This is a genomic window from Streptomyces sp. NPDC002602 (genome assembly GCF_042889445.1).
Classification (GTDB): domain Bacteria; phylum Actinomycetota; class Actinomycetes; order Streptomycetales; family Streptomycetaceae; genus Streptomyces.
Genome location: NZ_JBIAQX010000017.1, coordinates 64,999 through 88,261 on the forward strand (window position 1 = coordinate 64,999; position 23,263 = coordinate 88,261).

Here is a 23,263-nt window from a genome sequence, read left to right on the forward strand (position 1 = left end):
AAGCCCCTTTCCTCAGCCCCCTCTTACCGCCGCCTTAAGCGGAACCTAAGAGTCACACCCGCCACCCCGAATCGAACCGATGTCCGTTTCGGGGCGGCTAGCGTGCTGCCGCACCCCCGATTTCCGGCAACTCGGATTTCCAGCAACTCAGAGGCAGGGCACGCGATGGGCAGCACGACCGGCCACCGGCGCAGGACGAGCAAGACGGCGAAGGCAACAGGCGTGATCGCGGCCGCGGCGGTGATCGGTGGCGCCGCGTTCGCGTTCACCGGGACCGCGCAGGCCGCCGCCGTCGGAGCCGTTTACACCAAGTCCAGTTCCTGGACGGGTGGTTACACCGGCCAGTACGTGATCACCAACAACACCGCGCAGGCGCAGGACGATTGGACCCTCCGGTTCGACCTGCCCGCCGGCACGAGGATCGACTCCCTGTGGAACGGCACCCATACGGTGGACGGCCGGCACGTCACCGTCAAGCCGGCGGGCTGGAACAAGCAGCTCGCGGCCGGTGCCTCCGTCACGGTGGGCTTCGTGACGAGCGGGACCGGTACCCCCGGCAACCCGACGGCCTGCCTGATCAACGGCGTGAAGTGCTCCGTGGACCAGGGTGCGACGCCCCCGCCCGGGGGACGTCCGACACCCACACCCTCGGCGAGCGCGAGTACGACCGCCCCCGTTACCCCGCCGCCCTCCACCCGGCCCACCCGGACCGCGTCACCGACCGCGACCCCCACCGTCTCCACTCCCCCGCCGGTCACCGGCGCCCCGGCCGCAGGGGCGCGCTTCGCCCCCTACGTGGACACCTCGCTGTACCCGGCCTACGACCTGGTCGACACCGCGGCCAAGACCGGAGTGAACGAGTTCCACCTCGCCTTCATCACCTCCGGTGGCGGCTGCGCGCCGCTGTGGGGCGGTGTCACGGACCTCGCTAGCGACAAGGTCGCCGCGCAGATCGGCGCACTGCGGGGCAAGGGCGGTGACGTCCGGGTCTCCTTCGGCGGCGCCGCCGGGCACGAGCTGGCCCTGAACTGCGCGACGGCCGACGCGTTGGCCGACGCGTACGGCAAGGTCATCGACCAGTACCGCCTGACCAAGGTGGACTTCGACATCGAGGGCGCCGCGCTGCCCGACACCGCGGCCAACGCACGCCGCGGGCAGGCCATCGCCGCGCTCCAGAAGTCGCACCCGGGGTTGGACGTCGCCTTCACCCTGCCGGTGATGCCGGAGGGGCTGACCCAGCCCGGCGTCGCCCTGCTGGCCGACGCGAAGCGGGCCGGTGTACGGATCGACGGCGTCAACATCATGGCCATGGACTACGGGCCCGCGTACGGCGGCGACATGGGTGAGTACGCCGTCCAGGCCGCGACGGCCACCCAGGCTCAGATCAAGGGAGTGCTCGGGCTCACCGACGCGGCCGCCTGGAAGACGGTCGCCGTCACACCCATGATCGGCGTCAACGACGTCGCCAACGAGGTCTTCACCGTCGCGGACGCGACACAACTCGTGGACTTCGCGAAGTCGAAGGGCATCGGCCGGTTGGCGATGTGGTCCGCGACGCGTGACCGCCAGTGTGCGCAGGGCGCCGTGAACCACGCCGACCCGACGTGCAGTTCGATCCTCCAGCAGCCGCTGGCCTTCACGAAGGCCTTCGGCGCGCTCCGCTAGGCCGTCTCTTTCGGGCCTTGTCGGTCAGGGCCGCGGTGCCGGGCGCCGCGGCCCCGGCGAGATCCGAAAGAGACGGCCCAGACCGAGGGCCGGCACGAACGCCAGGGCCCACTCCCCCGTGTCCGGCTGCCCGCCGCGTCCGCCGACGCACGGCGGGCGGCCGGACACGTTCGCGTTTCAACGGGTCGCTCCCGCGTGCCGGCCGCGGTAGGTGCCCGGGGTGATGCCCTCCCAGCGGGTGAAGGCCCGGACCAGGGCCGTCGCACCGCTCAGGCCGACCAGGGGGGCGATCCTGTCCAACGGCAGGTCCGTGGTCTCCAGCAGGCGCCGGGCCCGGGTGTGGCGGGCGGCGTCGAGGAGGGCCCTCCACGAGGTGCCCTCCTCCTGCAGGGCGCGGCGCAGGGTGCGGGCGCTGAGGTTCAGTTCCCTGCCCGGGTCGGCGGGGCCCGTGCCGTCGAGCGGGGCGTGTTCCAACCATTGACGCACCCGCTCCCCGATGGTCACCGCCTTCGACAGTTCGTGCAGGAGCCGGTCGGCGTAGGCCCGGTGCAGGGCGCCCAGTTCCGGGTCGCAGGGGGCGCGGCGCCGGTCGAGGTCCTCGTTGCCCACCGTGATCGCGTTCTCGGGCGCGTCGAAGGTGACCGGGCAACCGAGGACACGGGTGTACGGCTCCGCGGAGCCGGCGCGCGGGTGGGTGAACGACACGGACAGGGGTGCCCAGTCGTCGCCGGCGACCCAGCGGGCCGCTCTCACCATGCCGGTGAGGATCGCCTCCACCTGCTGGGGATGCATGGTCGCGGGATCCACGGTCGGCCGGTAGCGGATGCGGGTCCGGTCGTCGCCGCGGTGAAGGGTGACGGTGCCGGCCTGGCTGACCAGCGGGTGGTAGCGCGCCGCGGCGTCGGCGGCGTCGGCGAGGCTCGCGCAGGTCAGGACCACGTGGCCGAGGACGTGCAGGCTCCCCGGTCGGATCCGGTCCCCGACGAGCAGGCCGGTGTGGGGATCGGCGCCCTCGGTGTCGATCACCGTCTCCCACAACGCGCGCATCTCGGTGAACCCCAGCCGGTCCATGGGCGAGTTCCAGACACCGGGCTCGTCGGCGCCCTTCGTGGTGGCGCTCAGCACCGCGCGGGCGTAGCACGCGGCGACGGTGGAGGGCTCGATGCCGGACATGGCGGTCAGTCAATGCGGGGGCGCGCCTCCCGTCAACCGGCCGTGGCGGGCCGGACTCCGCCCGGTGGCGGTCCGGGAAGTCAACGAGGTGGCCGCCGGGGTCAATGACCGGGGCCCACGGGCGCTCCTAGGGTCGGGCCGCACACACCGAGAGGATCATCGTGCCCGTCCTGTCACGCATCGAGCCCTACCACGTCGCGGTACCGCTGCCTACGCCGTTCCGTCGTGGACGCCCCGGCTGCGGGACGCCATCCTGACCGGTCCCTTCGGCCACGACCGTGGCACCCTGTCCCTGCCGACCGGCCCCGGTCCGGGGTTCACCGTCGTCCCTTCGCGCGCTGCGGCGTCGGGGTCGACGCACCGGTTCATCACCGCCGGCCGGCTCGCCCCGCGGCCCCTGCGAGACGAGGGACCGCGCGTCGCCGCCGAGTTGGCCCGCACCCGCCGGCACAGCGCCGGTCCGAGGAGTACTCCGTGATCGTCTTCCTGTTGCCCGCCTCCGGCTACGACCCGACCGAGGCGGCGGTGCCGTGGGCCGCGTTGCGCGATGCCGGTCTCGACGTACGGTTCGCAACGCCCGACGGGAAGGTCGCCCTGGCCGACCACCGGCTCACCGATGTCGGCTTCTCCTGGCTCTCCCCGTGGCTGATGACCCGCCGCGCCGAACTCGACGCGTACCGGCGGCTCACCGACGACCCGTGGTTCCAGTCGCCCCTGTCCTACGCGCGGGTCGATCCGGCGGCGCTGACGGGGCTCTTCGTCCCCGGTGGGCACGCCGCGGGGATGCGTACCTTGCTGGAGAACACCACCGCCCAGCGGTTGTTCGCCCGGGTCCTGACCGTCGGGCTGCCGGTGGGCGCCGTGTGTCACGGCGTGTTGTTGGGAGCCCGCGCCGAGGACCCCTCGACGGGACGGTCGGTCCTGTACGGGCGGCGGACGACGGCACTGACCTCGCTGCTGGAACTCACCGCCTTCAACCTGACCCGGCTGTGGCTGGGGCAGTACTACCGCACCTATCCGACCACCGTTCAGGCCGAGGTGACCGCGGCCCTCGCCGACCCGGGCCACTTCCTGGCCGGGCCGCCGCTGCCCGTGCGTGACACCGCCGCGAAGCCCGGGCGCGGCTTCACCGTCCGCGACGGGAACTACCTCTCCGCCCGCTGGCCCGGCGACTGTCACCGCCTGGCGGCGGACTACCTGGCCCTGGTCCGCTCCCACCTGGCTGCGCCGGTCCGGGAGATGTGATCCCGCACGGTCCGCCGCGAGGTCGTGCGCCGGCCACCGGCGCGCGCGTACGGAACACCGGCGCGCGTACGGAACACCGGCGCGTGCGTACGGAACACCGGGGCCGTGCACCGAACACCGGCACCATCGAACCGAAAGGGAACTCACATGGGCTTTCGTCTCCGGTTGGCCACCGGATCCCTGGTCGTGGGACTGGGACTGAGTCTGGGCCTGGCCCCCGGCGTCTCCGGAGCGACGCCGGTCACGGCGACCGACACGGTCAGGGCTGCCACGGCGGCCGTGCGGCCGACGTCGGTCGCCGCTGCCGTCGCGGCTCCCGCCGTCGACCTGGGTGCCTGGATGGGCGACCTCCGGAACACCATCGGTGATCGTCCGCTGAACCGGATCGTGATGCCGGGCAGCCACGACTCGGGTTCCTGGAGCATCACCAAGAACAGCGGCGTGTGCGATTTCGGGGACCAGGCCGACCTGGCCCACCGGTTCCCCTCCATCGCGGCGAGCATGTCGCGCACGCAGAGCGGCACCTTGGTGGACCAACTCCAAGGTGGTGCCCGGTACTTCGATCTGCGCCTGTGCAAGCAGGGTGGCAGGTGGTTCACCTATCACGGCGGCCCGATGGGCAACCAGTTCCTCGACGCGCCCGACGGCCGCGGTGGCGTGGTGCGCGGCGAGGTGAACCAGGTCGCGGAGTGGATCAGGAAACACCCGAGGGAAATCGTCATCATCAGGCTGTCGACCGCGGCGTCCCCGCAGACCGAGCGGGCCGACAACACCGAGGCCGTGACCGCCCTGGGCCAGGCGCTCGGCGGCGGGGCCGGCAATCCGGCGCTCGCCGACGACTCGTTGAACCCGACCTCCACCTACGACCAGTACATGGCGGCGGGCAAGCACGTCGTCCTCATCGACGACAAGGACACCACCTCCCATCCGTGGGCCTGGGGTCCCTCCGCGCAGAGCTACCGCGGCAGTTACGTCCAGGCGGACACCCACTGGACCGACTACGTGAAGGCGCTGTTCGACCCGAACACGCTGCGGAAGAACTTCGACGCCGTCCTGCGTCGGGGGGATCAGGTGCTCGACAAGGACCCGGGCCGCGACGCGGACAGGTTCTTCGTCCTGCAGGGCATCATCGACCCGTCGCTGTCGATCCCGGACCTGGTCCTTGCCCAGGGCCTGGAAAAGATCGGGGTCGTCCCGTCGTCCGTGGCGTCCCAGTACCTGCTGTACCTGGAGCACCAGCTCAACCCCCGGCTGCTGGCCAAGCTGAAGGGGGACTGGAGCGGCTCCAACATCGCGGAGAACATGAACGTCGTCATGACCGACGACGTGAACCAGAACGGTTCCGGGCTCGGGGCGGGGAAACTCCAGCGGGAGATCATCGCGAAGAACACTCCGCGCGTCACCCCACACACCTTCCACCACGTGTCCCGGAACGCCGACGGTACGTGGAGCGGCGCGGGCCCGCTGTCCGGCAACGGCGGCTCGTTCCGGTTCGTCGGCTCCCGTGTGTCGGTGGCGGCCATGCCCGACGGCAGCACACAGTTGATCGGCCGCGGCGTCGACGGGAACCTCTACCACACCATCCGTTTCGCGAACGGCACCTGGCAGAGCTGGGCGGCGATGGCGGGGGTCGGCAGGGACCCGGGCTTCCAGGCGTCGGATGCCGCGATCACCGGGTTGCCGGACGGCTCGGCCCAGGTGGTGGCCGTCGGCAGGGACGGGAACGTCCACCACGACATCCGTCGCCCCGACGGCTCGTGGCAGGGATGGTCCGTCATGGCGGGTGAGGGCGGCACGGCTCTCCTGCGGGCCACGAAGGTGTCGGCGGCGGGGATGCCGGACGGCTCCGCGCAGTTCCTGATCTTCGGCGAGGACGGCAGGATGCGCCTGGGGGCCCGTCGGGCCGACGGCTCCTGGACCGGTTGGTCGGTCGTGGCGGGCGTCAACGCTCCCGACTTCCGAGGTCGCGCCCTCGCCATCGCCGCACTGCCCGGCGGCGACAGCCAGATCGTGGCCATCGGCGACGACGGCAACATCTGGCACACCGTCCGCCGCGCCGAGGGGGGTTGGCAGGGCTGGAACGGTCCGCCCGGGGTGTCCACCGCGATGATGGGCGCCGAATCCGTCGCGATCACCGGCATGTCCAACGGGGACAGCCAGGTCCTCGCCGTGGGACTCGACGGGAACGTCCACCACACGACGCGCGAGCGCTCAGGTGAGTGGACCCCCTTCCGGACCGTGCCCTGGCCCGGCCGCGCCGGCGCCTTCGCGGGAGACCAGGTCGCCATCGCGGGCCTGCCCGACGGTTCGAGCCAGGTGGTGATGACCACCCGCTGATCGGCCGGCCCGTGCCCCTGAAGGGCGGGGCGTTCCCGCCGCGGACGCCGAAGGTGTCGGCGGCGGGAACGCCCCGTGGCGGCGCCAAGGGCTAGGCCCTGACGTCGAACCGCACCGAGCGCACTTCGAGTTCGTCGGTCGCGGGCTTGCCGTGGGGCCGCAGCCGCCATTGCGATCCGGTGCAACCCGCGCCGACGTAGACGGTCACCGTGGAGTCGGTCGAGTTCTGAGGGCCGTAGCCGGGCAGTTCGTCGTCCTCGCCCACCGCGTACAGGTTGACGCACTTGCCGCTGTGCGGGTTCTGCAGGACGACGGACTGTTCCTGTCCGAACTCATCGACGAACTTGTAGTGGAATTCGCCCACGGCGGCCGAGGCCGAACCGGGCATCGACAGGACGAGAGCGAGAGAGGCGAGGGCCGCGGTGGCGGTGCGACGAAGCTTCATGGGCGGATCAGTACCTTCCGTGGGGGGATTCGGTAACCGACCCTAGGAGCGCCCGGTGAGGCGAATCGATCCGCCACGTTCACTCGGCGTGGCGTCCGGGAGGCTTGCGGGAAGGGGGTCGAAACGGCCGCCGCAGCAATCAGGAAGGCCCGTCCGCCGGAGCCGCGATGGCGTGGTAGGTGCGTCCGCCCGCCTCGTAGGTGCCGAGCGGGGTCATCCCGAAGCCGTCGACGTGCACCCGCCAGGACGGTACGTTCCCCTCCTCGATGAAGGCGACCACCGCCTCGGCTCGTCCGGAGGCCTCGGCGACGGCGTTCGCGAAGAGCGCCCGTGCCACCCCTCGCCCGCGGAACGCCGCATCGACCACGACGGGCCCGTAGAGCAACCAGCGCACGTCGCTCAGGGGGCGTCCCCGCCACTCCAGCACGCCCTGCGCAGCGAGCAGTCCCAGGACCGGAGGCGGCGGTGCCGGCAGGTCCGCCGCCACGGAGAGTGCGAGGAGACCGGCGAGCCGGCCCTCCTCGTCCGCGACCAGCAGCTCCCCGTCGCCGGCCATGGCGCGCAGCGCCGCCTCGTCGAAGGCCCCCTGTACGAACCCCTGGGCGCGGCGTTGCTCCGCGGTCAGGGCGTCGTGATGGTTGGCGGAGAAGAGCGCGGCCATGGCGGGCGCGTCGGCCTCGGTGGCGTATCGGTAGCGCATGGGCCGATGGTGCCACGGACCCCTCGGCCGAGCGGGGACGTCGGGGCCCGGGGCCGTCAACTCGCGAAGAGGATCTGATCGGGCCTCGAACTCGCCGGGCGGTTCAGCGTCCGGGATCGGGATCGCGGTCGCGACCGGGATTCGGATCGGGATCGCGGCCGGGGTCGGCGGGCGACTGCGCCGCGGCCTTTCTGTACTCCGCGTTGAGGCGCTGGGCCTCTTCGAGCTGGTCTTCGAGGATGACGATGCGGCAGGCGGCGTCGATGGCCATTCCGCCGTCGACGAGTTCCCGGGCGCGGGCGGCGATTCGCAGTTGGTAGCGGGAGTACCGGCGGTGGCCGCCCTCCGAGCGCAACGGGGTGATCAGACGGGCCTCACCGATCGCGCGGAGGAAGCCGGCCGTGGTTCCGAGCATCTCGGCGGCCCTGCCCATGGTGTAGGCGGGGTAGTCGTCGTCGTCGAGACGATCGAGCGGGTTCTCTGCTGTCACTTCCACCTCATCGGACGGGAACGCGTCAAGGCCCCGCTGCCATGTGGCACCGGGGCCCCGAGAGAATTCAACACCATCCGCCGGCACCCGCCGCTCCCGGCTCACTGTGTCCGCCGAACATGACGGTGGGGCCCGCTCCTTGTCGAGGAGCGGGCCCCACCGTCATGCGTGGACGAGCGTGACTACCAGCGGTACCAGCGGCCACTCCCACCCTTCGGGCGGGCGACGAAGCCCACGAGCCAGAGCACCAGTACCGCGATGGCGACCCACCAGAGGATCTTCACCGCGAAACCGGCACCGAAGAGAATCAGAGCGAGCAGAAGAACGAGAAGCAAGGGAACCATTGTCATCAACCTCCGAAACGCCGACTGCCCGCGCCCGGCCCGACCATGCGCACAAAACTTATTTGTTTTTTATCGCCCCAGGCGGGAAGTCGATGTCGCCCCGCCGACCGGCTCCCGCGGCCACCGTTCACACCCACCCTGTTTGCGGGCCCGAGAACGGGTCATACGAACCGAGGCAAGAGACTTTCTCAATGTTTGGGAGTGATGGTTGTGTCGGCTGAAGAGAAGACCCAGGCCAAGACCGAGCAGGCCAAGGGCAAGGTCAAGGAAGCCGCGGGCCGCACGGTCGGCAACGAGCGCCTCACCGCCGAAGGCCGTGCGGACCAGGCCAAGGGCGATGCCCGCGAGGCCAAGGAGAAGGTCAAGGACACCTTCAAGCACTGACCTCCTCGGAATCCGAGAACGCCTGTGGGCGGCCCCGACTCGGTCGGGGCCGCCCACAGGCGTTTGCCCTGGCTGCGCGGAGCGCACGAAGGACATGCGAGAACGCAACGAGCCGGGGCCCGCACCCAAAGGGTGCGGGCCCCGGCCACGCGTGATCGCGAACGTCAGGCCGTGACGATGTTCTCGGCCGTCGGGCCCTTCTGGCCCTGCGCGATGTCGAAGCTCACCTTCTGGCCTTCCTGGAGCTCACGGAAGCCCTGGGAGGCGATGTTCGAGTAGTGGGCGAACACGTCCGGTCCGCCACCCTCCTGCTCGATGAAGCCGAAGCCCTTTTCCGCGTTGAACCACTTCACGGTGCCATTTGCCATGTCAATCTCCTTCGGGGCACAGCCCAGAAATCCACACCATGTGGATTTCGAGTCGCCGCATGATCTTCCCGTCCGGAAAATGCCGGAAACACAAAAGCACCCCCACCGACCGGAACGGCCGATGAGCACACTCGAAGTTTGGGAACCACAACTGCAACTGAAATCACAGTAGCACGCTCGGACTCGACAAAATCGGCGGAGAATCCCGGCCCTCCCGGGAGGAAAGAAACCCTCCCCGCGTCTTTCCTCTATTTCTGTGTCCGCCGACACAGAAATACGACATCGAGGCCCCACCGCGCGACGCGCACGCGGGGACGGGCGGACACGGCGCCGATCCCCGCCACCACCTGCCGGTCGTGACGCCTCACCGCCCCTACGGTGTGCACCATGGCCCACGACGAGACCCCCGCGGCCGGGTCCCCCGCTCACGGTCCCGCACCCGACAAGGCCCTCGACGACGAACCGTTGTTCGCCGCCGCGCGCCTCAAGGAACGCCTGTACGCGACGATCACCATGATCTCGGTGGTGGTCGGGCTCGCCGGCTTCGGCCACACCGACACGGCCGAAGCGGCGGCCACGATCCTCACGACCGCCGTCGGACTGTGGCTGGCCGCCCTGGTCGCGGACCAACAGGCCCACCGTGTCGTCCACACCCGCTTCGCCACCGGCCGCGAGCTGCGCCACATGCTGTCCGTCAGCAGCCCCCTGCTGCTGTCCGCGGCGGGGCCCCTCACTCTGCTCGCCGTGGCGGCACTCACCGCGATCGACGTGGACACCGCCCTGTTGATCGCGGCCGGGGTGAACGTCGCCGGCCTGTTCACCTGGGGGTGTTACGGGGGCATCCGCATGGGGTCCGGTACCGTCCTCGCCGTACTGGCCGGGGTCGTGGACGCGATCATCGGAACCGCGGTGGCCCTGGTCAAGGTCGCCGCCGGCCACTGAACACCCCGCCCGACGCGGACCGACCACCGTGTGGTCGTGACACGTCCCACGGTCGCGGGGCGATCACCGCTCCGACCTCGTGCACCGTGACGGCCCGGGCCGGGCAGATGCCCGCCGCGTCCAGCACCCGAGCGCCCTCGGCCGTCTCCGGCCTCCGCACCGAGGCGCGCTCGTCCACCGGGGCGAACGGCGCTGCGGCACCTGTGGCGGCTTCCCCGGGCCACGCGTGGCGTCCGTCAGGGCGCGGGGACCGCGACGGCGGGTTCCTCGTGCTCCTCGATCTCCGGGCGCCCCTTCTTCGGAAGCAGGAACGTGACGGCCAGGAACGCCACCAACAGGCAGGCCTGGGCCACGAGCGCGTGCCGGAAGCCGGTGGTGAAGTCACCGGTACCGGCCCTGTCGAAGAAGAGCGATCCGAAGACGGCCACCCCGATGGAGCCGCCGATGGACTGGACGGCCGACAGGACGCCGGACGCGGAGCCGATCTCGTCGTCGTCCACCGCGGCCAGGATGAAGCTGAACAGGGCCGCGATCACCATGCCGGAGCCGATGCCCGCCACCGCCACGCCCGGGGCGATGTCCCCGAGCGAGAAGGTGGCCCCCACCCGCCCCAACTCGTACCAGAGCAGGGCCGCTCCCCCGAGCTGGACGAGCGGGCCGACCTGTAGGACGGCCCTGCCGATCCGGTCCGCGAGGAAGGCGCCGCTGAGCGCGCCGCCGATGGCGGTGCCGACCGCCAGGGGAAGGTTGCCCAGACCCGCCTCGCCCGCCGTGAACTGTCGGCCGATCTGGAGGTAGAGGGTCAGTACGAGCTGGGTGCCGACCAGTCCGGCGAAGAAGAGGGCGATGCCGCCGAGCCCCACCGTGAAGGCGGGCTTGCGCAGCAGCCCGGGGGTCACCAGTGGTTCGCGGCCGCCGTCGGCCGCGCGCCGCTGCCGGTCGGCGAACAGGGTGAAGCAGAGCGCGGAGCCGGCCATCGAGATCCAGGTCCACAGCGGCCAGCCGGCCTCCTGCCCCTGGTTGAGCGGGAGCACGAGGAGGGCGCAGGCCGTCACGATCAGTGCCGCGCCCACTCCGTCGACGGTGACGGCGCGGTCGCCCGGCTTCCTCGGGACCACCTTGACGGCGACGACGAGCGCCGCGATGCCGATGGGCAGGTTGACCAGGAAGATCAGCCGCCAGCCGAGGCCGAAGAGGTCGGCCGAGACGAGTGCGCCGCCGAGGACCGGGCCGATGATGCCGCCCAGTCCCAGCACGGGTCCGAAGATGCCGAAGACCTTGGCGAGTTCGGCGCCCGAGAAGTTCTCCCGCAGGAGTCCGAGCCCCTGGGGCAGGAGCATGGCGCCGGCCGTGCCCTGGAGCAGCCGGAAGCAGATCAGCAGCTCGATGTTCGGTGCCAGGGCGCAGAGCAGGGAGGTCGCGGTGAAGGCTCCGAGGCCGATGAGGAACATCCGGCGCCGACCGTACCGGTCGCCGAGGCGTCCGCCCAGGACGAGTCCGGCGCCCAGGGTGAGCGCGTATCCCCCGATCACCCATTGCAGGCCCGTGGAGGTGGCGCCGAGGGAGTCCTCCAGTGCGGGCCCGGCCACGTTCACGATCGACGCGTCCAGCAGGTCCATGACCTCGGCGACGAGCATCACGGCCAGGATCATCCACCTCCACCGGTAGGGCTCGGCGGCCCCGCCCGTGGGTCGAGTGGTATCCATATTTACCTCGGATCCTTGATTACCAATGTTCTTAGCAATATTCAGAGTATCGTTGGCCGCATGGATGTCAATGTCGATTCAGCCGCCGAGCCGGACGTGGACGCGAACACGCTCCGCGAGCAACTGCGGAACATGACCTTGCGCCAGCAGCGTTTCGAGAGGTACCTGGGGCGTGAGCTGCACACGGACTCGGCGGGGCTGACGGTCATGGGCCATCTCGTCAGCGTCGGCCCGACCTCGCCCACCGAGCTCGCCCGGGCGCTCGGCACCTCCACCGCGGCGATGACGCTGGTCATCGACCGGCTCGTGGCGGCCGGCCACGCCACCCGCCGCCCCCATCCCACGGACCGCCGCAAGGTGATCGTCGCCCCCGCCGACGACTGGGAGGCCCGCTCCTACGCGTACGTCTCCCCGCTCATCCAGGGAGTCACCGCCGCGGCCACCAACCTCACGCCCGAGGAGCAGGTCACCGTGGCGTCCTTCCTGGAACGGATCATCGGCGCCTACGACCACGCGACGCACTCCTGAGAACGACCACCGCCGATCCGGCGGTGGTCGGTGTGGGGCGCCAACTCGCCCTGCGTGGCGGACGGTCCTCGCCGTGCCGGGTTTCGATGCGCGTGATGTCCGCCATGGGACCCGGCCTTCCCGTCGGCCTTCCGCGGCAACCCGTGCCACCAAGGCCGCTCGCCGGCGGTCGCGCAAGAGGGCGGGAGGGTGATGGACCCGCACGAGTGCGGGGAACACCACGCCCAATGGCGACGGTGTTCCCCGTGAGGTCACACGTGCGGGCGGGCCCGCCGAGGGGTCAGCGCACCGGGACGACGTCCTGTGCGGCGATGAACTCGGGTCGGCGGACGGGCGCCGCGAAGGGCTCCTCCGGCGCGTTTTCCACGCTGTTGAACACGAAGAAGACGTTGCTGCGCGGGTAGGGGGTGATGTTGTCACCGGAACCGTGCATCGCGTTGCAGTCGAACCAGGTGGCCGAACCGGCCTGGCCGGTGAAGAGCCTGATGCCGCAGGCCTCCGAGAACTTCGAGAGCGCTTCCTGCGAGGGGATGCCGGCGTCCTGCATCTGCAAGGACCTCTTGTAGTTGTCCTTGGGTGTCTCTCCGGCGCAGCCGAGGAAGGTCCGATGGGAGCCCGGCATGATCATGAGGCCGCCGTTGGTGGGGTAGTTCGGCGTCAGCGCGATCGACACCGAGACCGTCCGCATGCGCGGGAGTCCGTCCTCCGCGTGCCAGGTCTCGAAGTCGGAGTGCCAGTAGAAGCCGCGCGCGCCGAAGCCGGGCTTCACGTTGATCCTCGACTGGTGCACGTACACGTCCGACCCGAGGATCTGTCGGGCCACGCCCACCACCCGTGGATCGGCGGCGAGTTGCGCGAAGGCCTTGCTGATCCGGTGGACCTCGAACACCGAGCGGACCTCGTCCGAGGCCGGCTCGATGATCGACCGCTCGTCCGCCCGTATCGCCGGGTCCGCGACGAGACGGTCCAGTTCGGTCCGGTAGACGTCGACTTCCTCGGGGGTGATCAGCTGGTCCACCGGGTGGAAGCCCTGCCGCTCGAAGCTTTCCAGCTCATGCCCCCACAGCGGCCCCGGCGTCCCGGACGCCGACCAGACGACGGGGTCCTGACGGCCGATCAGCACCTCCTCGGAACCTCGGGTCGGATACGTGTCCGTGGTGCGCGCGGTTGTGGTGATCATGATGTTGCCTGCCTCTCCTCTCGTCTTCTCGGGCGTCCTCAGGCGCTGTGCGGCTCGGTGAGCAGCGGGTAGACGCCGTTCTCGTCGTGGTCCTCGCGCCCGGTGACGGGCGGGTTGAAGACGCACAGACAGCGGAAGTCCCGTGCGACCCGCAGGGTGTGGCGTTCGTGGCCGTCCAGCAGGTACATGGTTCCGGGCGTGATCAGGTACTTCTCGCCCGTCTCCTCGTCGGTGAGTTCGGCCTCACCTTCGGTGCACACGACGGCCTCGACGTGGTTCGCGTACCACATGGACGTCTCGGTGCCGGCGTAGAGCACGGTCTCGTGCAGGGAGAAGCCGACGCGCTCGCGCGCGAGCACGATGCGCTTGCTCTCCCAGGTCCCGGACGCGGCCTTCACGTGCCGGTCGGTCCCCTCGATGTCCTTGAAAGAACGGACGATCATTCTTCGTTCACCTCTCTTCACATGCGACGCGCGGGGTGGTCAGGCCGTCTCGCGGACGGAGCGCGTCAGGATTTCCAGACCCTCTTCCAGTTCGGCGGGGGTCAGCGTGAGCGGCGGCAGGAGCTTGACCACCTCGCTCTCGGGACCGGAGGTCTCGACGAGGAGGCCGTGCTCGTAGGCCTGCCGGCAGACGGCGGTCGCCCGGGTGTTGTCCTCGAACTCCAGGCCCCACACCATGCCCCTGCCCCGGTGGGTGGTTCCCGGACGCCCGTCCTCGGCGCAGATCTCACTCAGCGTCTGCTCGATGCGCGCGCCCTGGAGCAGGGTGCGGTCCCGCAGCCCGCCGTCGTGCCAGAACGTGTCCAGGGCGGCGGCGGCCGTGACGAAGGCGGGGTTGTTGCCGCGGAAGGTGCCGTTGTGTTCGCCGGGCTCCCAGATGTCCAGTTCCGGCTTGAACAGGCACAGCGACATGGGCAGTCCGTAGCCGCTGATGGACTTGGACAGCGTCACGATGTCCGGGGTGATGCCCGCCTCCTCGAAGGAGAAGAACTCGCCGGTGCGGCCGCAGCCCATCTGGACGTCGTCGACGATGAGCAGCATGTCGCGGCGCCGGCACAGGTCCGCCAACTGTCGCAGCCACTCGGGGCGCGCGACGTTCACGCCGCCCTCGCCCTGGATGGTCTCCACGATCACGGCGGCGGGCTGGTTCAGCCCGGACCCCTGGTCCTCCAGCAGCCGCTCGAACCAGATGAAGTCCGGCGTCTGGCCGCCCAGGTAGTTGTCGAAGGGCATGGGCGTGGTGTGGACCAGGGGGACACCGGCGCCGGCGCGCTTGAAGGCGTTGCCGGTGACGGCGAGCGAGCCGAGGGACATCCCGTGGAAGGCGTTGGTGAAGGAGACGACCGCTTCGCGCCCCTTGGCCTTCCGGGCGAGCTTCAGCGCGGCCTCGACGGCGTTGGTCCCCGTCGGTCCGGGAAACATGACCTTGTACGGGAGGGAGCGCGGGGCCAGGATCTTGGATTGGAAGGTTTCCAAGAAGGCTCGTTTGGCGGTGGTCGACATGTCCAGGGCGTGCGTGATGCCGTCCCGCTCGATGTAGTCGAGCAGGGCACGCTTCAGCACGGGATTGTTGTGTCCGTAGTTCAGCGATCCGGCTCCGGCGAAGAAGTCGAGGTAGTCGCGCCCCCGCTCGTCGTACAGTCGGCTGCCGCTCGCCTTCTCGAACACGGTCGGCCAGGCACGGCAGTAGCTGCGGACCTCGGACTCGACGGTCTCGAAAACACTCAGAAGCGGCTCGGTGATGGTCAACGAAATCTCCTTGTGAATGTGCGACGTGCGGCGGTGCGACGTGGCGCGGTACGGCGCGGCAACGGATCGGCGACGTGGCCGGCCACGTGGGGGTGCCGTGGAACGGGTGGGAAGAACCGGCCCGAGAAGGGTCAGAAGGCCAGCGGCCCGATGCGGTGCAGGACCTCGGGAGCGTGCGCGTCGGCCTCGGGGAAGTCGCCGGGCGCGAAGAGCACCTCGCGGGTGAGCGGTGCGCCGTGGCGCGCGGCGTACGCGGCGAACAGTCGCTCCGAGGCGGCGTTGTCGGGCGTGATGGTCGTCTCGACGCAGCGCAGGGGCTGCTTGCTCGCCTCGCGGACGGACAGGCCGTCGAGCAGCGCCCCGGCCACGCCCTGTCCCCGCAGGGACTCGTCGACGGCCACCTGCCACACGAACAGGGTGTCGGGGGCCTCGGGACGGCGGTATCCGCTGACGAACCCGACGGGCCGTCCGCTCTCGTCACGGGCGACCACCGAGGAGCCGGCGAAGTCACGGCACCACAGGAGGTAGCTGTACGAGGAGTTCAGGTCCAAGGCCTTCGAGTCACGAGCGATACGCCAGAGGGAAGCTCCGTCTTCCACGTCCGGGCTGTCGAGGCGCAACTTCCCGGGAAGTTCCAGGTAGCCGCTTCGGCTGCGGTCCAGGTCTGCATGTGCAGTGGTCATGCCGACGCAAGTTACCCAGCACGAGAAAAAAATGCATGGGTCCACAAGCTTCCGGATGGAGGGTCGGCATGTTATTGATGCGGGCGCGGAGAGGCCCCCGGATGCACCTCACCGGCGATCTTCATATCGTGCCGAATCATGACATGTCATACCAGCCCGACGGTTTATAACGAGAATGTAACTTCTGAATTTCGCCTGCGAATCACGTGGGTGATCGTTACAATCCCGCAAACCTGCGACCGTTTCGGCCTCCGAGGGCTGGGCAAGACGGGCACCGGAACGGGTGCGCGGGAGATGGCGTCGGCACGTGAGCCGGGGCGGTCAACCGAGCCAGACGACGTCGATGACGTAGAGACGGCCGGCGGACCGATTGACGAAGTACACGGCGGCGAGCTGCCCGATCGTCGCGGAGCGCACGTCCTCCCCCTCGGGGTCCCGGTTGTCGAAGGCCGGGAACGACCAGGGGTCCCGGGAGGCGATGTCGAGGACGTCGCGGACGATCTCCACCGCGTACTCGGGAAGTCCCGCGAGCGCCTTCGCCGCGTGCGGGGAGAGTCGGACCGGCCAACCGCTCACCGGCGGGGTCCGAAGAGCTCGTCGAGGGCGGTGCCGTCGGTGTCGTCCCTGTCCGCGGCCAGGAAGGCATCGACGGCCGGGGCGGCGGTGAGGCGGACCTGCCACGTGCGGACCACGTCGTGCAGCGGGGCGAGGCTGTAGCTGTGGCGGGCGTACTCCAGGGCCTGCGCCCAGTCACGTTCGAAGGCGGGCGCCCAGCGCTCCGCGTTGCGGTCGGCTCGGATGCGGACGAGCAGTTCGGCCGCCGCCGCGGGGGCCGGTGCCGGCGGCAGGGCGGGCGCGTACTCGGACCGTGCGCTCATGCGTCCTCCAGAGGGTTCCGGCCGCCACGCTAGCGAAGGCTTGCGTCCAACGGTTCCGGTCCGCCGGACGCGGGGCGCCCGGGTCCCGTCCGACGTGGGTGAACGCACCGCGAACGCACACGTCCGTCGATTCGGGGTACGTTCGTTGGTACGGGGTGCGGCCTTGGCCATCAGGGTCGCGACGGGGGCCGCACCCCGACACTCGTGAAATCCGCGCCGGAAGCCCCCGCCGCCCCTGCCGGGGCGACGTGCGGGGCACCGTTCAGTCCCCCGGACACGCCTCGCCCGCGCTGCGCCGGGTGGGGGCCTCCCCGCGCCGCTTCCAGGCGGACATCCGCACGGACGAGGAACCGGGCCGGGCCGCGCGGGAGGCTCTCGTACGGATCGAGGGTCCCTCACGCCCGTTGGTCCGCGGCGCACGCCGAAGGCGGCCCCTGGCCCCGCGCGGCCCCTCGCGGGCCGTCAGACCGGTTGTCGCCGCGCCCCGCCGCCGGGGGGCAGGGGTGCGGGTGAGGGATCGGCTCCACGGAGGTGGAGGTCCCGGATCGTGGCGGCGATCTCGCGCTGGTGGTGGTCCCAGGAGACGAGCCGTTGCCAGAGGGGATCGGGTTCGCCCGGTACGGTGGCGCCGCGCGCGGTCCACTCCCGGGCGAGTTCCTCGAACAGGGGCGCCCCCTCGGCGCCGGCACGGCTCGTGTGTCGGGGGACGAGGGTGGCCAGGACGCCGTCGTCCGCGCCGCGGTGCCGAGCCGTGCCGGTGGTCGTGGAGTGCTTCGGAGCCATGTCCACCCAAACGACCCGCCACCCGCGCGGACACGACCCCGCCGGGCGCGGCGCGTCCCGGACGGTCAGGGCACCTCGGGTTCCGACCGCGGCGTGTCCCGGGCCAGGACCGCGTTGAACTGGGCACCGGTGAGCAGCGCCAGGTTCGTGAACCACAGCCAGATCAGGAAGACCACGATCCCGGCGAGCGAACCGTAGAGCCGGCTGTAGGTGCCGAACTCGGTGTAGAGCGTGAAGAGCGCCGAGGCGGCGAGCCACAGGACGGCCGCCAGCGCGCCGCCCGGAAGACCTCGGCGGGTTCCCCGGGCGCGCGCCGGGCCGGTGCGGAAGAGGATCAGGATCAGCGAGACGGCGATGACGAGCAGGGTCGGCCAGCGCAACAGGGCCATGGTGTCCACCCCCTCGTAGCCCGCGGCGGCCGCGACGCGGCGGGCGAAGGGGCCCGAGGCGACCAGACTGGCCGCGCCGGTCACCAGCAGGCCCAGCAGCAGGGCCGCGGTGAGGACGAGGATGTGGGCGGCGCGCAGGGGCGGTCGCGTGTCGGGGAGTCGGTACATCGCGTGCAGCGCGCGGCGGAAGACCGCGAGGTAACTGGAGGCCGACCACAGGGCGCTGACGATCCCACTGGCGAGCAGCAGCCACATGGAGGACGGGTTCGCGGTCAGGGAGTCGAGGACCTCGCGGAGCGTGGCCGCGGACTGGGGCGGGGCGTAGGAGGTGAGGTCGAGGATGAGGCGCTCGCGGGTGCCGGGGCCGGCCAGCCCCACCAGGGAGACCGAGACGAGCAGCGCGGGTACGAGTGCCAGCACCGCGTAGTAGGTGAGGGCGGCGGCGTAGTCGGCGACGTTGTCGTCCCACACGCGCACCGCGGTGTCGCGCAGGGCGGAGCGGGTGCGCACGGCGAGCGCGACGGCGCCGTTCCCCGGGATCGCGGGGGTGGTGCGGGGAGCGGTGGGGGAAGTGTTCGATGCCACGGGGCGCTCATGCCCGTCGTGGCCGTTCCTACGCGCCCCCGGACCCGGCTGCGCACCGGGCCCGAACTCAAGATCGACACGTCATGCGATGGGCGGATTCCGCGCCGGCGCTCCGTTCGCGTCGCGCGGGCGCACTAGCCTGCGTCCCGTACAAAACCACCGATGCCGGGCAGTCGTGAACGCGACGCGCACCCGGCACCGACAGCTGACCGAGGAACCCCGGTTGACAGGTCGCAGGACGACGGAACAACGCGCCGACCCCACCTGGCCGCGTACCCGCTATTGGTTCGACACCATCGTGGCGCGCGGGAGCGCGCTGCTCATCGGCTGGCTCACCCTGATGTGTCTGGCCATCGTGGTCCCGGCCAGCATCGCGCTGGTCTGGGCCGACCAGGACGCACCGACCACCTGGTCGGGGCAGCTCGTCGCCGTCTGGGTGAGCGTGGGTCAGACCCTGAAGATCGGGGGCGCCGTCGGCAGCCCCCTGTACGTCGTCATCTCGGTCCTGCTGGCCCTGGTGGCGTTGTTGTTCGTCTCCACCCTCGTCAGCCTGATCACCACCGGCCTCAACGACAAGGTGCTGGCCCTGCGACGCGGCCGGTCCACCGTCCTGGAGTCGGGGCACACCGTGCTGCTCGGCTGGTCGGACCAGGTCTTCCCGATCGTCTCCGAACTGACCGTCGCCAACTCCAATCAGCGCAGGGGCGTCATCGCCGTCCTGGGGCCGAGGGACAAGGCGGAGATGGAGGACGAGATCCACACCGCGCTCGGCCGCCCGGGTCACACCCGGCTGATCTGTCGCAGCGGCGTGACCACCGATCCCGCTGTCGTCTCCCTGGTCAGCCCCGAGACCGCGCGCGCCGTCCTCGTCCTGACCCACGAGGGCGAGGACGGGGACGCCCACGTGGTGAAGACGCTGCTGGCGCTGGAGGCGGCGGTGCGGGGGCGGGGCCGTCCCTCCGTCGTCGCCGCGGTGCGCGACGGGCGCCACCAACGGGCGGCGGACCTGGCCGCGGGAGCCCACGGCCGAGTGCTGAACATCGAGGACATCACCGCCCGCCTCATCGCCCAGACCTCGTGCCGGCCCGGGCTGTCCCTCGTCTACCAGGAGCTGCTGGACTTCGGCGGCGACGAGATCTACATGGTCGAGGAACCCGCCCTGGTCGGGCACGCCTTCGGTGACCTGCTGCTCGCCTACGACACTTCCAGCGTCATCGGCGTCCTGCGCGGGACGGGAGGCGTCGAACTCAATCCGGCCTCCGACAGGGTGCTCGGGGCGGACGACCGGGTCGTGCTGATCACCGAGGACGACGACACCGCGGCCAGGGCGGACCGGCCGCCCACCGTGGACGAGGAGGCGATCGTGGTGCCGCGCACGACGCCGTTGCCCCCGGAGCGGTTCCTGCTGCTCGGGTGGAACCACCGTGCCCCGCTCGTCGTCGCGCAACTCGACCGGTGTGTGCCCGACGGTTCGGTCCTCGTGGTCGTGGCGGAGGGCGAGGGGCCGTTGGAGGACGCCGGTCGTTGCGCGCGGTCCACGGGACGCCGCATGCGCGTCACCGTCCACAGCGGCGACGTCACCGACCCGCGGATCCTCGACGAGCTGGACGTGCTCTCTTTCGACAGGGTCATCGTCCTGGGGTACGACGACGTGTCCACGGCGCCCGGGGCTCTCGGCGGTGACGACAGGACCTTGGTGACCCTGCTCCACCTGCGCGCGCTGGAAGAGGCGTCCGGGCGTGAACTGGCCGTCGTGACCGAGATGACCGACGACCGCAACCGGTTGCTCGCTCCCGCGCGGGAGGGAGCCGACTTCATCGTCGGCGGCCGGCTGATCAGCCTGTTGATGACGCAGATCGCGCAGAACCCGTACCTCGCCGACGTCTTCGACAGCCTGTTCACGGTCGGAGGGGACGCCCTCCATCTGAAGCCCGCGACGGGGTACGTGCTGCCCGACCGTTCGGTCACCTTCGCGACGGTGGTGGAGTCCGGCCTCAGGCAGGGGCACTGTGTCATCGGGTTCCGACTCCACGAGGGCGGCGCGCGGGGCCCCTCGTACGGTGTCCGGATCAACCCGGACAAGCGAGAGCGGGTGTGCCTGGGCCTGGAGGACTCGGTGATCGTTTTGGCACCGGAGCCGGTGGCCGGGGACGCGGGCGCCCTGTCGGGGCACGCGCTGCCCGAGGGTCGAAGCCGTGCCCCGGCCGAGGTGGAGGGGGTGGCGTGACCGGGAACCGGCCCTGCGGTGGGCGGTGGTGGGTTCACACCGCGGTCGATTTCCCGCTTCCGTGCCCGCCGTGCGCGCGAACCGCCCGCCCCGCCCGGGCAATCAGCCCGTCAGGGCGCCCGCGTCCTGGTCCTGGGCCACCACGAGGAAGGCGTCCTGGTCCAGGTCCATCACGACGCGCACCGCCTCGCCGCGGGCACGGCGCCGCGCCGCGGATTCCTCTGCGGGCCAGCTTCCGCGCGGACCACCGGCGGGGAAAAATTCGAGAACCCTCGCACCCGTCACCCTCAACACCTCCGCCATGCGGCTCCGAAAAGGCTGTGTTCCACCGCTTGCCCCCGCCGCCCGCCGACATGCGCACACGGGGCCCTCCGGGCTTTCGGGCCCCGCGCTCTACTGTGTGCTCCATGGCAGCGAAGATCAGCCCGGACCGTGGACACGACCGGCGACGGCTCGGATACCTGAGCGCCGCGGCGGTGTTCGCCATCGGCATGGCCGGCACGACGCTCCCCACTCCGCTGTACGGGCTGTACAGGGAGGAACTCGGCTTCTCCGAGCTGACGGTGACGCTCGTCTTCGCCGCCTACGCCATCGGGGTCATCGTCACGCTGCTGGTCGCCGGCAACTATTCCGACGAAGCCGGCCGCCGGCCCGTGCTGCTGTACGCGTTGGGGCTGTCGGCGCTGAGCGCGGTCTGCTTCCTGCTGGAGGGCGGCCTGCCGATGCTGTTCGCGGGCCGCGTGTTGTCCGGGTTCTCGGCCGGGCTGCTCAGCGGCGTGGGTACGGTCACCGTCCTGGAACTGGCGCCCCCCGAGCGCAAGAGGCGCGCCGGACTGGCCGCGACCGCGGCCAACATGGGCGGCCTGGGCTGCGGTCCCCTGCTGGCCGGGTTGTTGGCCGAGTACGCGCCGCTGCCGCTGGTCCTGCCGTTCCTGGCCCACCTCGTGCTCCTGTGCTTCGCGTGCGCCATCGTGCTGCTGCTGCCCGAGACGGTGGAGCACCCCCGACGCCTGCCCCCTCTGAAGCCGCAGGGGCTGTCCGTTCCACCGGACATCCGCGGCGTCTTCGTGCCGTGCGCTCTCGCGGCGTTCGCCGGGTTCGCGCTGCTCGGGCTGTTCACCTCGATCGCGCCGAGTTTCGTGTCCGAGACCCTGGGCGTGACCAACCACGCCACGGCCGGCCTGGTGGTCTTCACCGTGTTCCTCGGCTCGACGATCGGTCAGGTCCTGGTGGGGCGCATGCCCGTACGGCGGGCGCTGCCGCTGGGCTGCCTCGTCCTGATGGTCGGTCTCCTGCTGGTCGGCGCCTCGCTGTGGACCGAGTCGATGCCGTTGCTGGTGGCGGGAGCGGTGTGCGGGGGGCTGGGGCAGGGGATGGCCTTCCGCGCCGGGCTCACGGCCGTGAGCGACGCGGCGCCGCCCGCGCACCGGGGTGGCACGATCTCCTCGTTCTTCGTGGTGGCGTACACGGGCATCTCGCTGCCGGTGGTGGGCGTGGGCGCGTTGACGCTGTGGCTCGGGCTGGTGGGTGCCGGGTTGACGTTCACCGTGTGCGCGACGGTGCTGGCCGCCGCGACGGGCCTGTACCTCCTGCGGCACCCCCCGACGGCGCCCTCGCCGTCGGCGTCCTGAGTCCCGGCGCGGAGCGGGCTCCGCGCCGGTCGATCACCGGGGAGGGGGCGAGTCCGCCGCGAAACGGCTGGGGCGCCCGAAGCGGACCGGCACCCCGGGCGAGTACAGGACGCTGACCGGGTCCCCGGTCGGGGCGGGCAGACCGGCCGCGGAGATCAGGTCCTCCCGGCATTCGAGGAGTTCCGCTCGGTGCAGGGGCCAGCGGGGGTGGGTGTTCGGCAGGTGCAGCGGACCACCGGGGAAGTCGTTGTGCAGACACCAGCGGGCCGTGAGGAAGTGTTCCAACTCCGTGGGCTCGTCGATGGGATCCCCGACGCGGACGGCGATCCGCGAGTGCGCGCCCCGAGGGCCGGGCCATCTGCGCACACCCGTGTACGTGACGACGTCACCGGTGCGGTCGAGGGACATCCGCGACCACTGGTAGGGCAGCCGGAACACGGTCCGGGCGACCGCCACGGACACCAGGCGCGAGGCGTCCAGGGAGCGGAAGACGACCCCGCGTCGGCCCCGGGCGTCCACCGAGTACAGCCGCACGTTCGTCTCCGGGAAGGAGCCGAGGTAGGGGACGCCCGGCAGCCCCAGCCAGCCGACGCGGTCCATCCGGAAGGCGATGAGACCGACGTACGTGACGCCGTCGAGGGTGTCGGGGACGGTCCCGGGCGGCAGCAGTGGAGCCACGTCCGCCGGGTCGACCGGCCAGTGCAGGAAGGCGAGGTCGAGCCAGGACTGGGTCAGCAGGGCACGGGGCAGGGAGAAGGGCGGCTCGCTGCGGATCGGTTCACGGGAGAACGGCACGGGCCCAGTGTCCCAGCCCGTCGCCGGGCCGGGA

25 protein-coding genes are annotated in these 23,263 nt (G+C 71.0%); 8 read left to right on the forward strand and 17 right to left on the reverse strand.

The genetic code is table 11. The features are described from left to right. Window positions 1–165 precede the first annotated feature (165 nt). Window positions 166–1,665 (forward strand): cellulose binding domain-containing protein, encoded by a 1,500-nt coding sequence (locus ACFYW3_RS31985; protein ID WP_389388082.1) that lies wholly within the window; start codon window positions 166–168, stop codon window positions 1,663–1,665. 177 nt (window positions 1,666–1,842) lie between these two features. On the opposite strand, the gene ACFYW3_RS31990 is transcribed toward ACFYW3_RS31985, so the two are convergent. Next, entirely contained in the window at window positions 1,843–2,838 is a 996-nt protein-coding gene (locus tag ACFYW3_RS31990; protein WP_351750231.1) for an AraC family transcriptional regulator, read from the reverse strand. Window positions 2,839–3,312: 474 nt separating this feature from the next. On the opposite strand from ACFYW3_RS31990, the gene ACFYW3_RS31995 reads away from it, so the two are divergent. Next, window positions 3,313–4,083, forward strand: coding sequence for a type 1 glutamine amidotransferase domain-containing protein (locus ACFYW3_RS31995; protein ID WP_389388083.1), 771 nt, complete (start codon window positions 3,313–3,315; stop codon window positions 4,081–4,083). Window positions 4,084–4,230: 147 nt separating this feature from the next. Beyond that, entirely contained in the window at window positions 4,231–6,420 is a 2,190-nt protein-coding gene (locus ACFYW3_RS32000) for a hypothetical protein (RefSeq protein WP_389388084.1), read from the forward strand. Between the two features lie 91 nt (window positions 6,421–6,511). Here ACFYW3_RS32000 and ACFYW3_RS32005 read toward each other — a convergent pair whose 3' ends face one another. The 4 genes from ACFYW3_RS32005 to ACFYW3_RS32020 all read right to left on the reverse strand — a co-directional run bounded on the left by ACFYW3_RS32005 (window position 6,512) and on the right by ACFYW3_RS32020 (window position 8,399). Beyond that, window positions 6,512–6,865 (reverse strand): hypothetical protein, encoded by a 354-nt coding sequence (locus tag ACFYW3_RS32005; protein ID WP_351750228.1) that lies wholly within the window; start codon window positions 6,863–6,865, stop codon window positions 6,512–6,514. 139 nt (window positions 6,866–7,004) lie between these two features. Beyond that, window positions 7,005–7,565 carry a GNAT family N-acetyltransferase gene (locus ACFYW3_RS32010; RefSeq protein WP_351750227.1) on the reverse strand — a complete coding sequence of 187 codons (561 nt, stop codon included), beginning with the start codon at window positions 7,563–7,565 and terminating at the stop codon, window positions 7,005–7,007. 103 nt (window positions 7,566–7,668) lie between these two features. Then, window positions 7,669–8,055: a MerR family transcriptional regulator gene (locus ACFYW3_RS32015; RefSeq protein ID WP_351750226.1), complete on the reverse strand. Its 387-nt coding sequence runs from the start codon at window positions 8,053–8,055 to the stop codon at window positions 7,669–7,671. Between the two features lie 182 nt (window positions 8,056–8,237). Then, window positions 8,238–8,399 (reverse strand): hypothetical protein, encoded by a 162-nt coding sequence (locus ACFYW3_RS32020; protein ID WP_053676175.1) that lies wholly within the window; start codon window positions 8,397–8,399, stop codon window positions 8,238–8,240. Between the two features lie 210 nt (window positions 8,400–8,609). Here ACFYW3_RS32020 and ACFYW3_RS32025 point away from each other — a divergent pair, with 210 nt between their 5' ends. Continuing rightward, the gene (locus tag ACFYW3_RS32025) at window positions 8,610–8,783 is read left to right on the forward strand and encodes a CsbD family protein (protein ID WP_266973353.1); all 174 of its coding nucleotides are present in this window, start codon (window positions 8,610–8,612) and stop codon (window positions 8,781–8,783) included. Between the two features lie 164 nt (window positions 8,784–8,947). Here the strand turns inward: ACFYW3_RS32025 and ACFYW3_RS32030 are convergent, their stop codons facing one another. Further along, a complete protein-coding gene (locus tag ACFYW3_RS32030; RefSeq protein WP_053678014.1) occupies window positions 8,948–9,151 on the reverse strand; it encodes a cold-shock protein in 204 nt (67 codons plus the stop codon). Between the two features lie 387 nt (window positions 9,152–9,538). On the opposite strand from ACFYW3_RS32030, the gene ACFYW3_RS32035 reads away from it, so the two are divergent. Further along, window positions 9,539–10,093, forward strand: coding sequence for a hypothetical protein (locus ACFYW3_RS32035; protein ID WP_351750225.1), 555 nt, complete (start codon window positions 9,539–9,541; stop codon window positions 10,091–10,093). A 236-nt stretch (window positions 10,094–10,329) separates the two neighbouring features. Here ACFYW3_RS32035 and ACFYW3_RS32040 read toward each other — a convergent pair whose 3' ends face one another. Next, a complete protein-coding gene (locus tag ACFYW3_RS32040) occupies window positions 10,330–11,799 on the reverse strand; it encodes an MFS transporter (RefSeq protein ID WP_389388085.1) in 1,470 nt (489 codons plus the stop codon). A 60-nt stretch (window positions 11,800–11,859) separates the two neighbouring features. On the opposite strand from ACFYW3_RS32040, the gene ACFYW3_RS32045 reads away from it, so the two are divergent. Continuing rightward, a complete protein-coding gene (locus ACFYW3_RS32045; protein ID WP_389388086.1) occupies window positions 11,860–12,327 on the forward strand; it encodes a MarR family winged helix-turn-helix transcriptional regulator in 468 nt (155 codons plus the stop codon). 280 nt (window positions 12,328–12,607) lie between these two features. Here the strand turns inward: ACFYW3_RS32045 and thpD are convergent, their stop codons facing one another. From thpD to ACFYW3_RS32085, 8 genes are all read right to left on the reverse strand, one after another. Beyond that, entirely contained in the window at window positions 12,608–13,507 is a 900-nt protein-coding gene (thpD, locus tag ACFYW3_RS32050; protein WP_351750222.1) for an ectoine hydroxylase, read from the reverse strand. 38 nt (window positions 13,508–13,545) lie between these two features. After that, the gene (locus ACFYW3_RS32055) at window positions 13,546–13,950 is read right to left on the reverse strand and encodes an ectoine synthase (protein WP_267799288.1); all 405 of its coding nucleotides are present in this window, start codon (window positions 13,948–13,950) and stop codon (window positions 13,546–13,548) included. Window positions 13,951–13,989: 39 nt separating this feature from the next. Next, a complete protein-coding gene (gene ectB / locus ACFYW3_RS32060; protein WP_351750221.1) occupies window positions 13,990–15,258 on the reverse strand; it encodes a diaminobutyrate--2-oxoglutarate transaminase in 1,269 nt (422 codons plus the stop codon). A gap of 131 nt (window positions 15,259–15,389) precedes the next feature. Continuing rightward, window positions 15,390–15,941: a diaminobutyrate acetyltransferase gene (ectA, locus tag ACFYW3_RS32065; RefSeq protein WP_351750220.1), complete on the reverse strand. Its 552-nt coding sequence runs from the start codon at window positions 15,939–15,941 to the stop codon at window positions 15,390–15,392. Window positions 15,942–16,262: 321 nt separating this feature from the next. Continuing rightward, window positions 16,263–16,517, reverse strand: a complete 255-nt coding sequence (locus tag ACFYW3_RS32070; protein ID WP_053678034.1) for a hypothetical protein — start codon at window positions 16,515–16,517, stop codon at window positions 16,263–16,265. Continuing rightward, a complete protein-coding gene (locus ACFYW3_RS32075; RefSeq protein ID WP_351750219.1) occupies window positions 16,514–16,819 on the reverse strand; it encodes a DUF6247 family protein in 306 nt (101 codons plus the stop codon). The genes ACFYW3_RS32070 and ACFYW3_RS32075 overlap by 4 nt, the downstream gene beginning before the upstream one ends. 462 nt (window positions 16,820–17,281) lie before the next feature. Beyond that, on the reverse strand, window positions 17,282–17,602 hold the full coding sequence (locus ACFYW3_RS32080; protein WP_351750218.1) for a hypothetical protein: 321 nt from the start codon (window positions 17,600–17,602) through the stop codon (window positions 17,282–17,284). A gap of 65 nt (window positions 17,603–17,667) precedes the next feature. Beyond that, on the reverse strand, window positions 17,668–18,576 hold the full coding sequence (locus ACFYW3_RS32085; RefSeq protein ID WP_389388087.1) for a YihY/virulence factor BrkB family protein: 909 nt from the start codon (window positions 18,574–18,576) through the stop codon (window positions 17,668–17,670). 223 nt (window positions 18,577–18,799) lie between these two features. Here ACFYW3_RS32085 and ACFYW3_RS32090 point away from each other — a divergent pair, with 223 nt between their 5' ends. Then, window positions 18,800–20,803 (forward strand): NAD-binding lipoprotein, encoded by a 2,004-nt coding sequence (locus ACFYW3_RS32090; protein WP_389388088.1) that lies wholly within the window; start codon window positions 18,800–18,802, stop codon window positions 20,801–20,803. 102 nt (window positions 20,804–20,905) lie between these two features. Here the strand turns inward: ACFYW3_RS32090 and ACFYW3_RS32095 are convergent, their stop codons facing one another. Next, a complete protein-coding gene (locus ACFYW3_RS32095) occupies window positions 20,906–21,106 on the reverse strand; it encodes a hypothetical protein (protein ID WP_351750215.1) in 201 nt (66 codons plus the stop codon). Window positions 21,107–21,210: 104 nt separating this feature from the next. Between ACFYW3_RS32095 and ACFYW3_RS32100 the strand changes: the two genes are divergently transcribed. Continuing rightward, window positions 21,211–22,434 (forward strand): MFS transporter, encoded by a 1,224-nt coding sequence (locus ACFYW3_RS32100; RefSeq protein ID WP_389388089.1) that lies wholly within the window; start codon window positions 21,211–21,213, stop codon window positions 22,432–22,434. Window positions 22,435–22,467: 33 nt separating this feature from the next. On the opposite strand, the gene ACFYW3_RS32105 is transcribed toward ACFYW3_RS32100, so the two are convergent. Next, window positions 22,468–23,229: a YqjF family protein gene (locus tag ACFYW3_RS32105; protein WP_389388090.1), complete on the reverse strand. Its 762-nt coding sequence runs from the start codon at window positions 23,227–23,229 to the stop codon at window positions 22,468–22,470. Window positions 23,230–23,263: the final 34 nt, after the last annotated feature.

What these genes read in the sequence shown, in the direction of transcription:
- ACFYW3_RS31985 (WP_389388082.1), top strand. Translation starts at nt 166, where the DNA reads ATGGGCAGCACGACCGGCCACCGGCGCAGGACGAGCAAGACGGCGAAG.
- ACFYW3_RS31990 (WP_351750231.1), bottom strand. Translation starts at nt 2,838, where the DNA reads ATGTCCGGCATCGAGCCCTCCACCGTCGCCGCGTGCTACGCCCGCGCG.
- ACFYW3_RS32000 (WP_389388084.1), top strand. Translation starts at nt 4,231, where the DNA reads ATGGGCTTTCGTCTCCGGTTGGCCACCGGATCCCTGGTCGTGGGACTG.
- ACFYW3_RS32005 (WP_351750228.1), bottom strand. Translation starts at nt 6,865, where the DNA reads ATGAAGCTTCGTCGCACCGCCACCGCGGCCCTCGCCTCTCTCGCTCTC.
- ACFYW3_RS32010 (WP_351750227.1), bottom strand. Translation starts at nt 7,565, where the DNA reads ATGCGCTACCGATACGCCACCGAGGCCGACGCGCCCGCCATGGCCGCG.
- ACFYW3_RS32020 (WP_053676175.1), bottom strand. Translation starts at nt 8,399, where the DNA reads ATGGTTCCCTTGCTTCTCGTTCTTCTGCTCGCTCTGATTCTCTTCGGT.
- ACFYW3_RS32030 (WP_053678014.1), bottom strand. Translation starts at nt 9,151, where the DNA reads ATGGCAAATGGCACCGTGAAGTGGTTCAACGCGGAAAAGGGCTTCGGC.
- ACFYW3_RS32035 (WP_351750225.1), top strand. Translation starts at nt 9,539, where the DNA reads ATGGCCCACGACGAGACCCCCGCGGCCGGGTCCCCCGCTCACGGTCCC.
- ACFYW3_RS32040 (WP_389388085.1), bottom strand. Translation starts at nt 11,799, where the DNA reads ATGGATACCACTCGACCCACGGGCGGGGCCGCCGAGCCCTACCGGTGG.
- ACFYW3_RS32045 (WP_389388086.1), top strand. Translation starts at nt 11,860, where the DNA reads ATGGATGTCAATGTCGATTCAGCCGCCGAGCCGGACGTGGACGCGAAC.
- thpD (WP_351750222.1), bottom strand. Translation starts at nt 13,507, where the DNA reads ATGATCACCACAACCGCGCGCACCACGGACACGTATCCGACCCGAGGT.
- ACFYW3_RS32055 (WP_267799288.1), bottom strand. Translation starts at nt 13,950, where the DNA reads ATGATCGTCCGTTCTTTCAAGGACATCGAGGGGACCGACCGGCACGTG.
- ectA (WP_351750220.1), bottom strand. Translation starts at nt 15,941, where the DNA reads ATGACCACTGCACATGCAGACCTGGACCGCAGCCGAAGCGGCTACCTG.
- ACFYW3_RS32075 (WP_351750219.1), bottom strand. Translation starts at nt 16,819, where the DNA reads ATGAGCGCACGGTCCGAGTACGCGCCCGCCCTGCCGCCGGCACCGGCC.
- ACFYW3_RS32080 (WP_351750218.1), bottom strand. Translation starts at nt 17,602, where the DNA reads ATGGCTCCGAAGCACTCCACGACCACCGGCACGGCTCGGCACCGCGGC.
- ACFYW3_RS32095 (WP_351750215.1), bottom strand. Translation starts at nt 21,106, where the DNA reads ATGGCGGAGGTGTTGAGGGTGACGGGTGCGAGGGTTCTCGAATTTTTC.
- ACFYW3_RS32100 (WP_389388089.1), top strand. Translation starts at nt 21,211, where the DNA reads ATGGCAGCGAAGATCAGCCCGGACCGTGGACACGACCGGCGACGGCTC.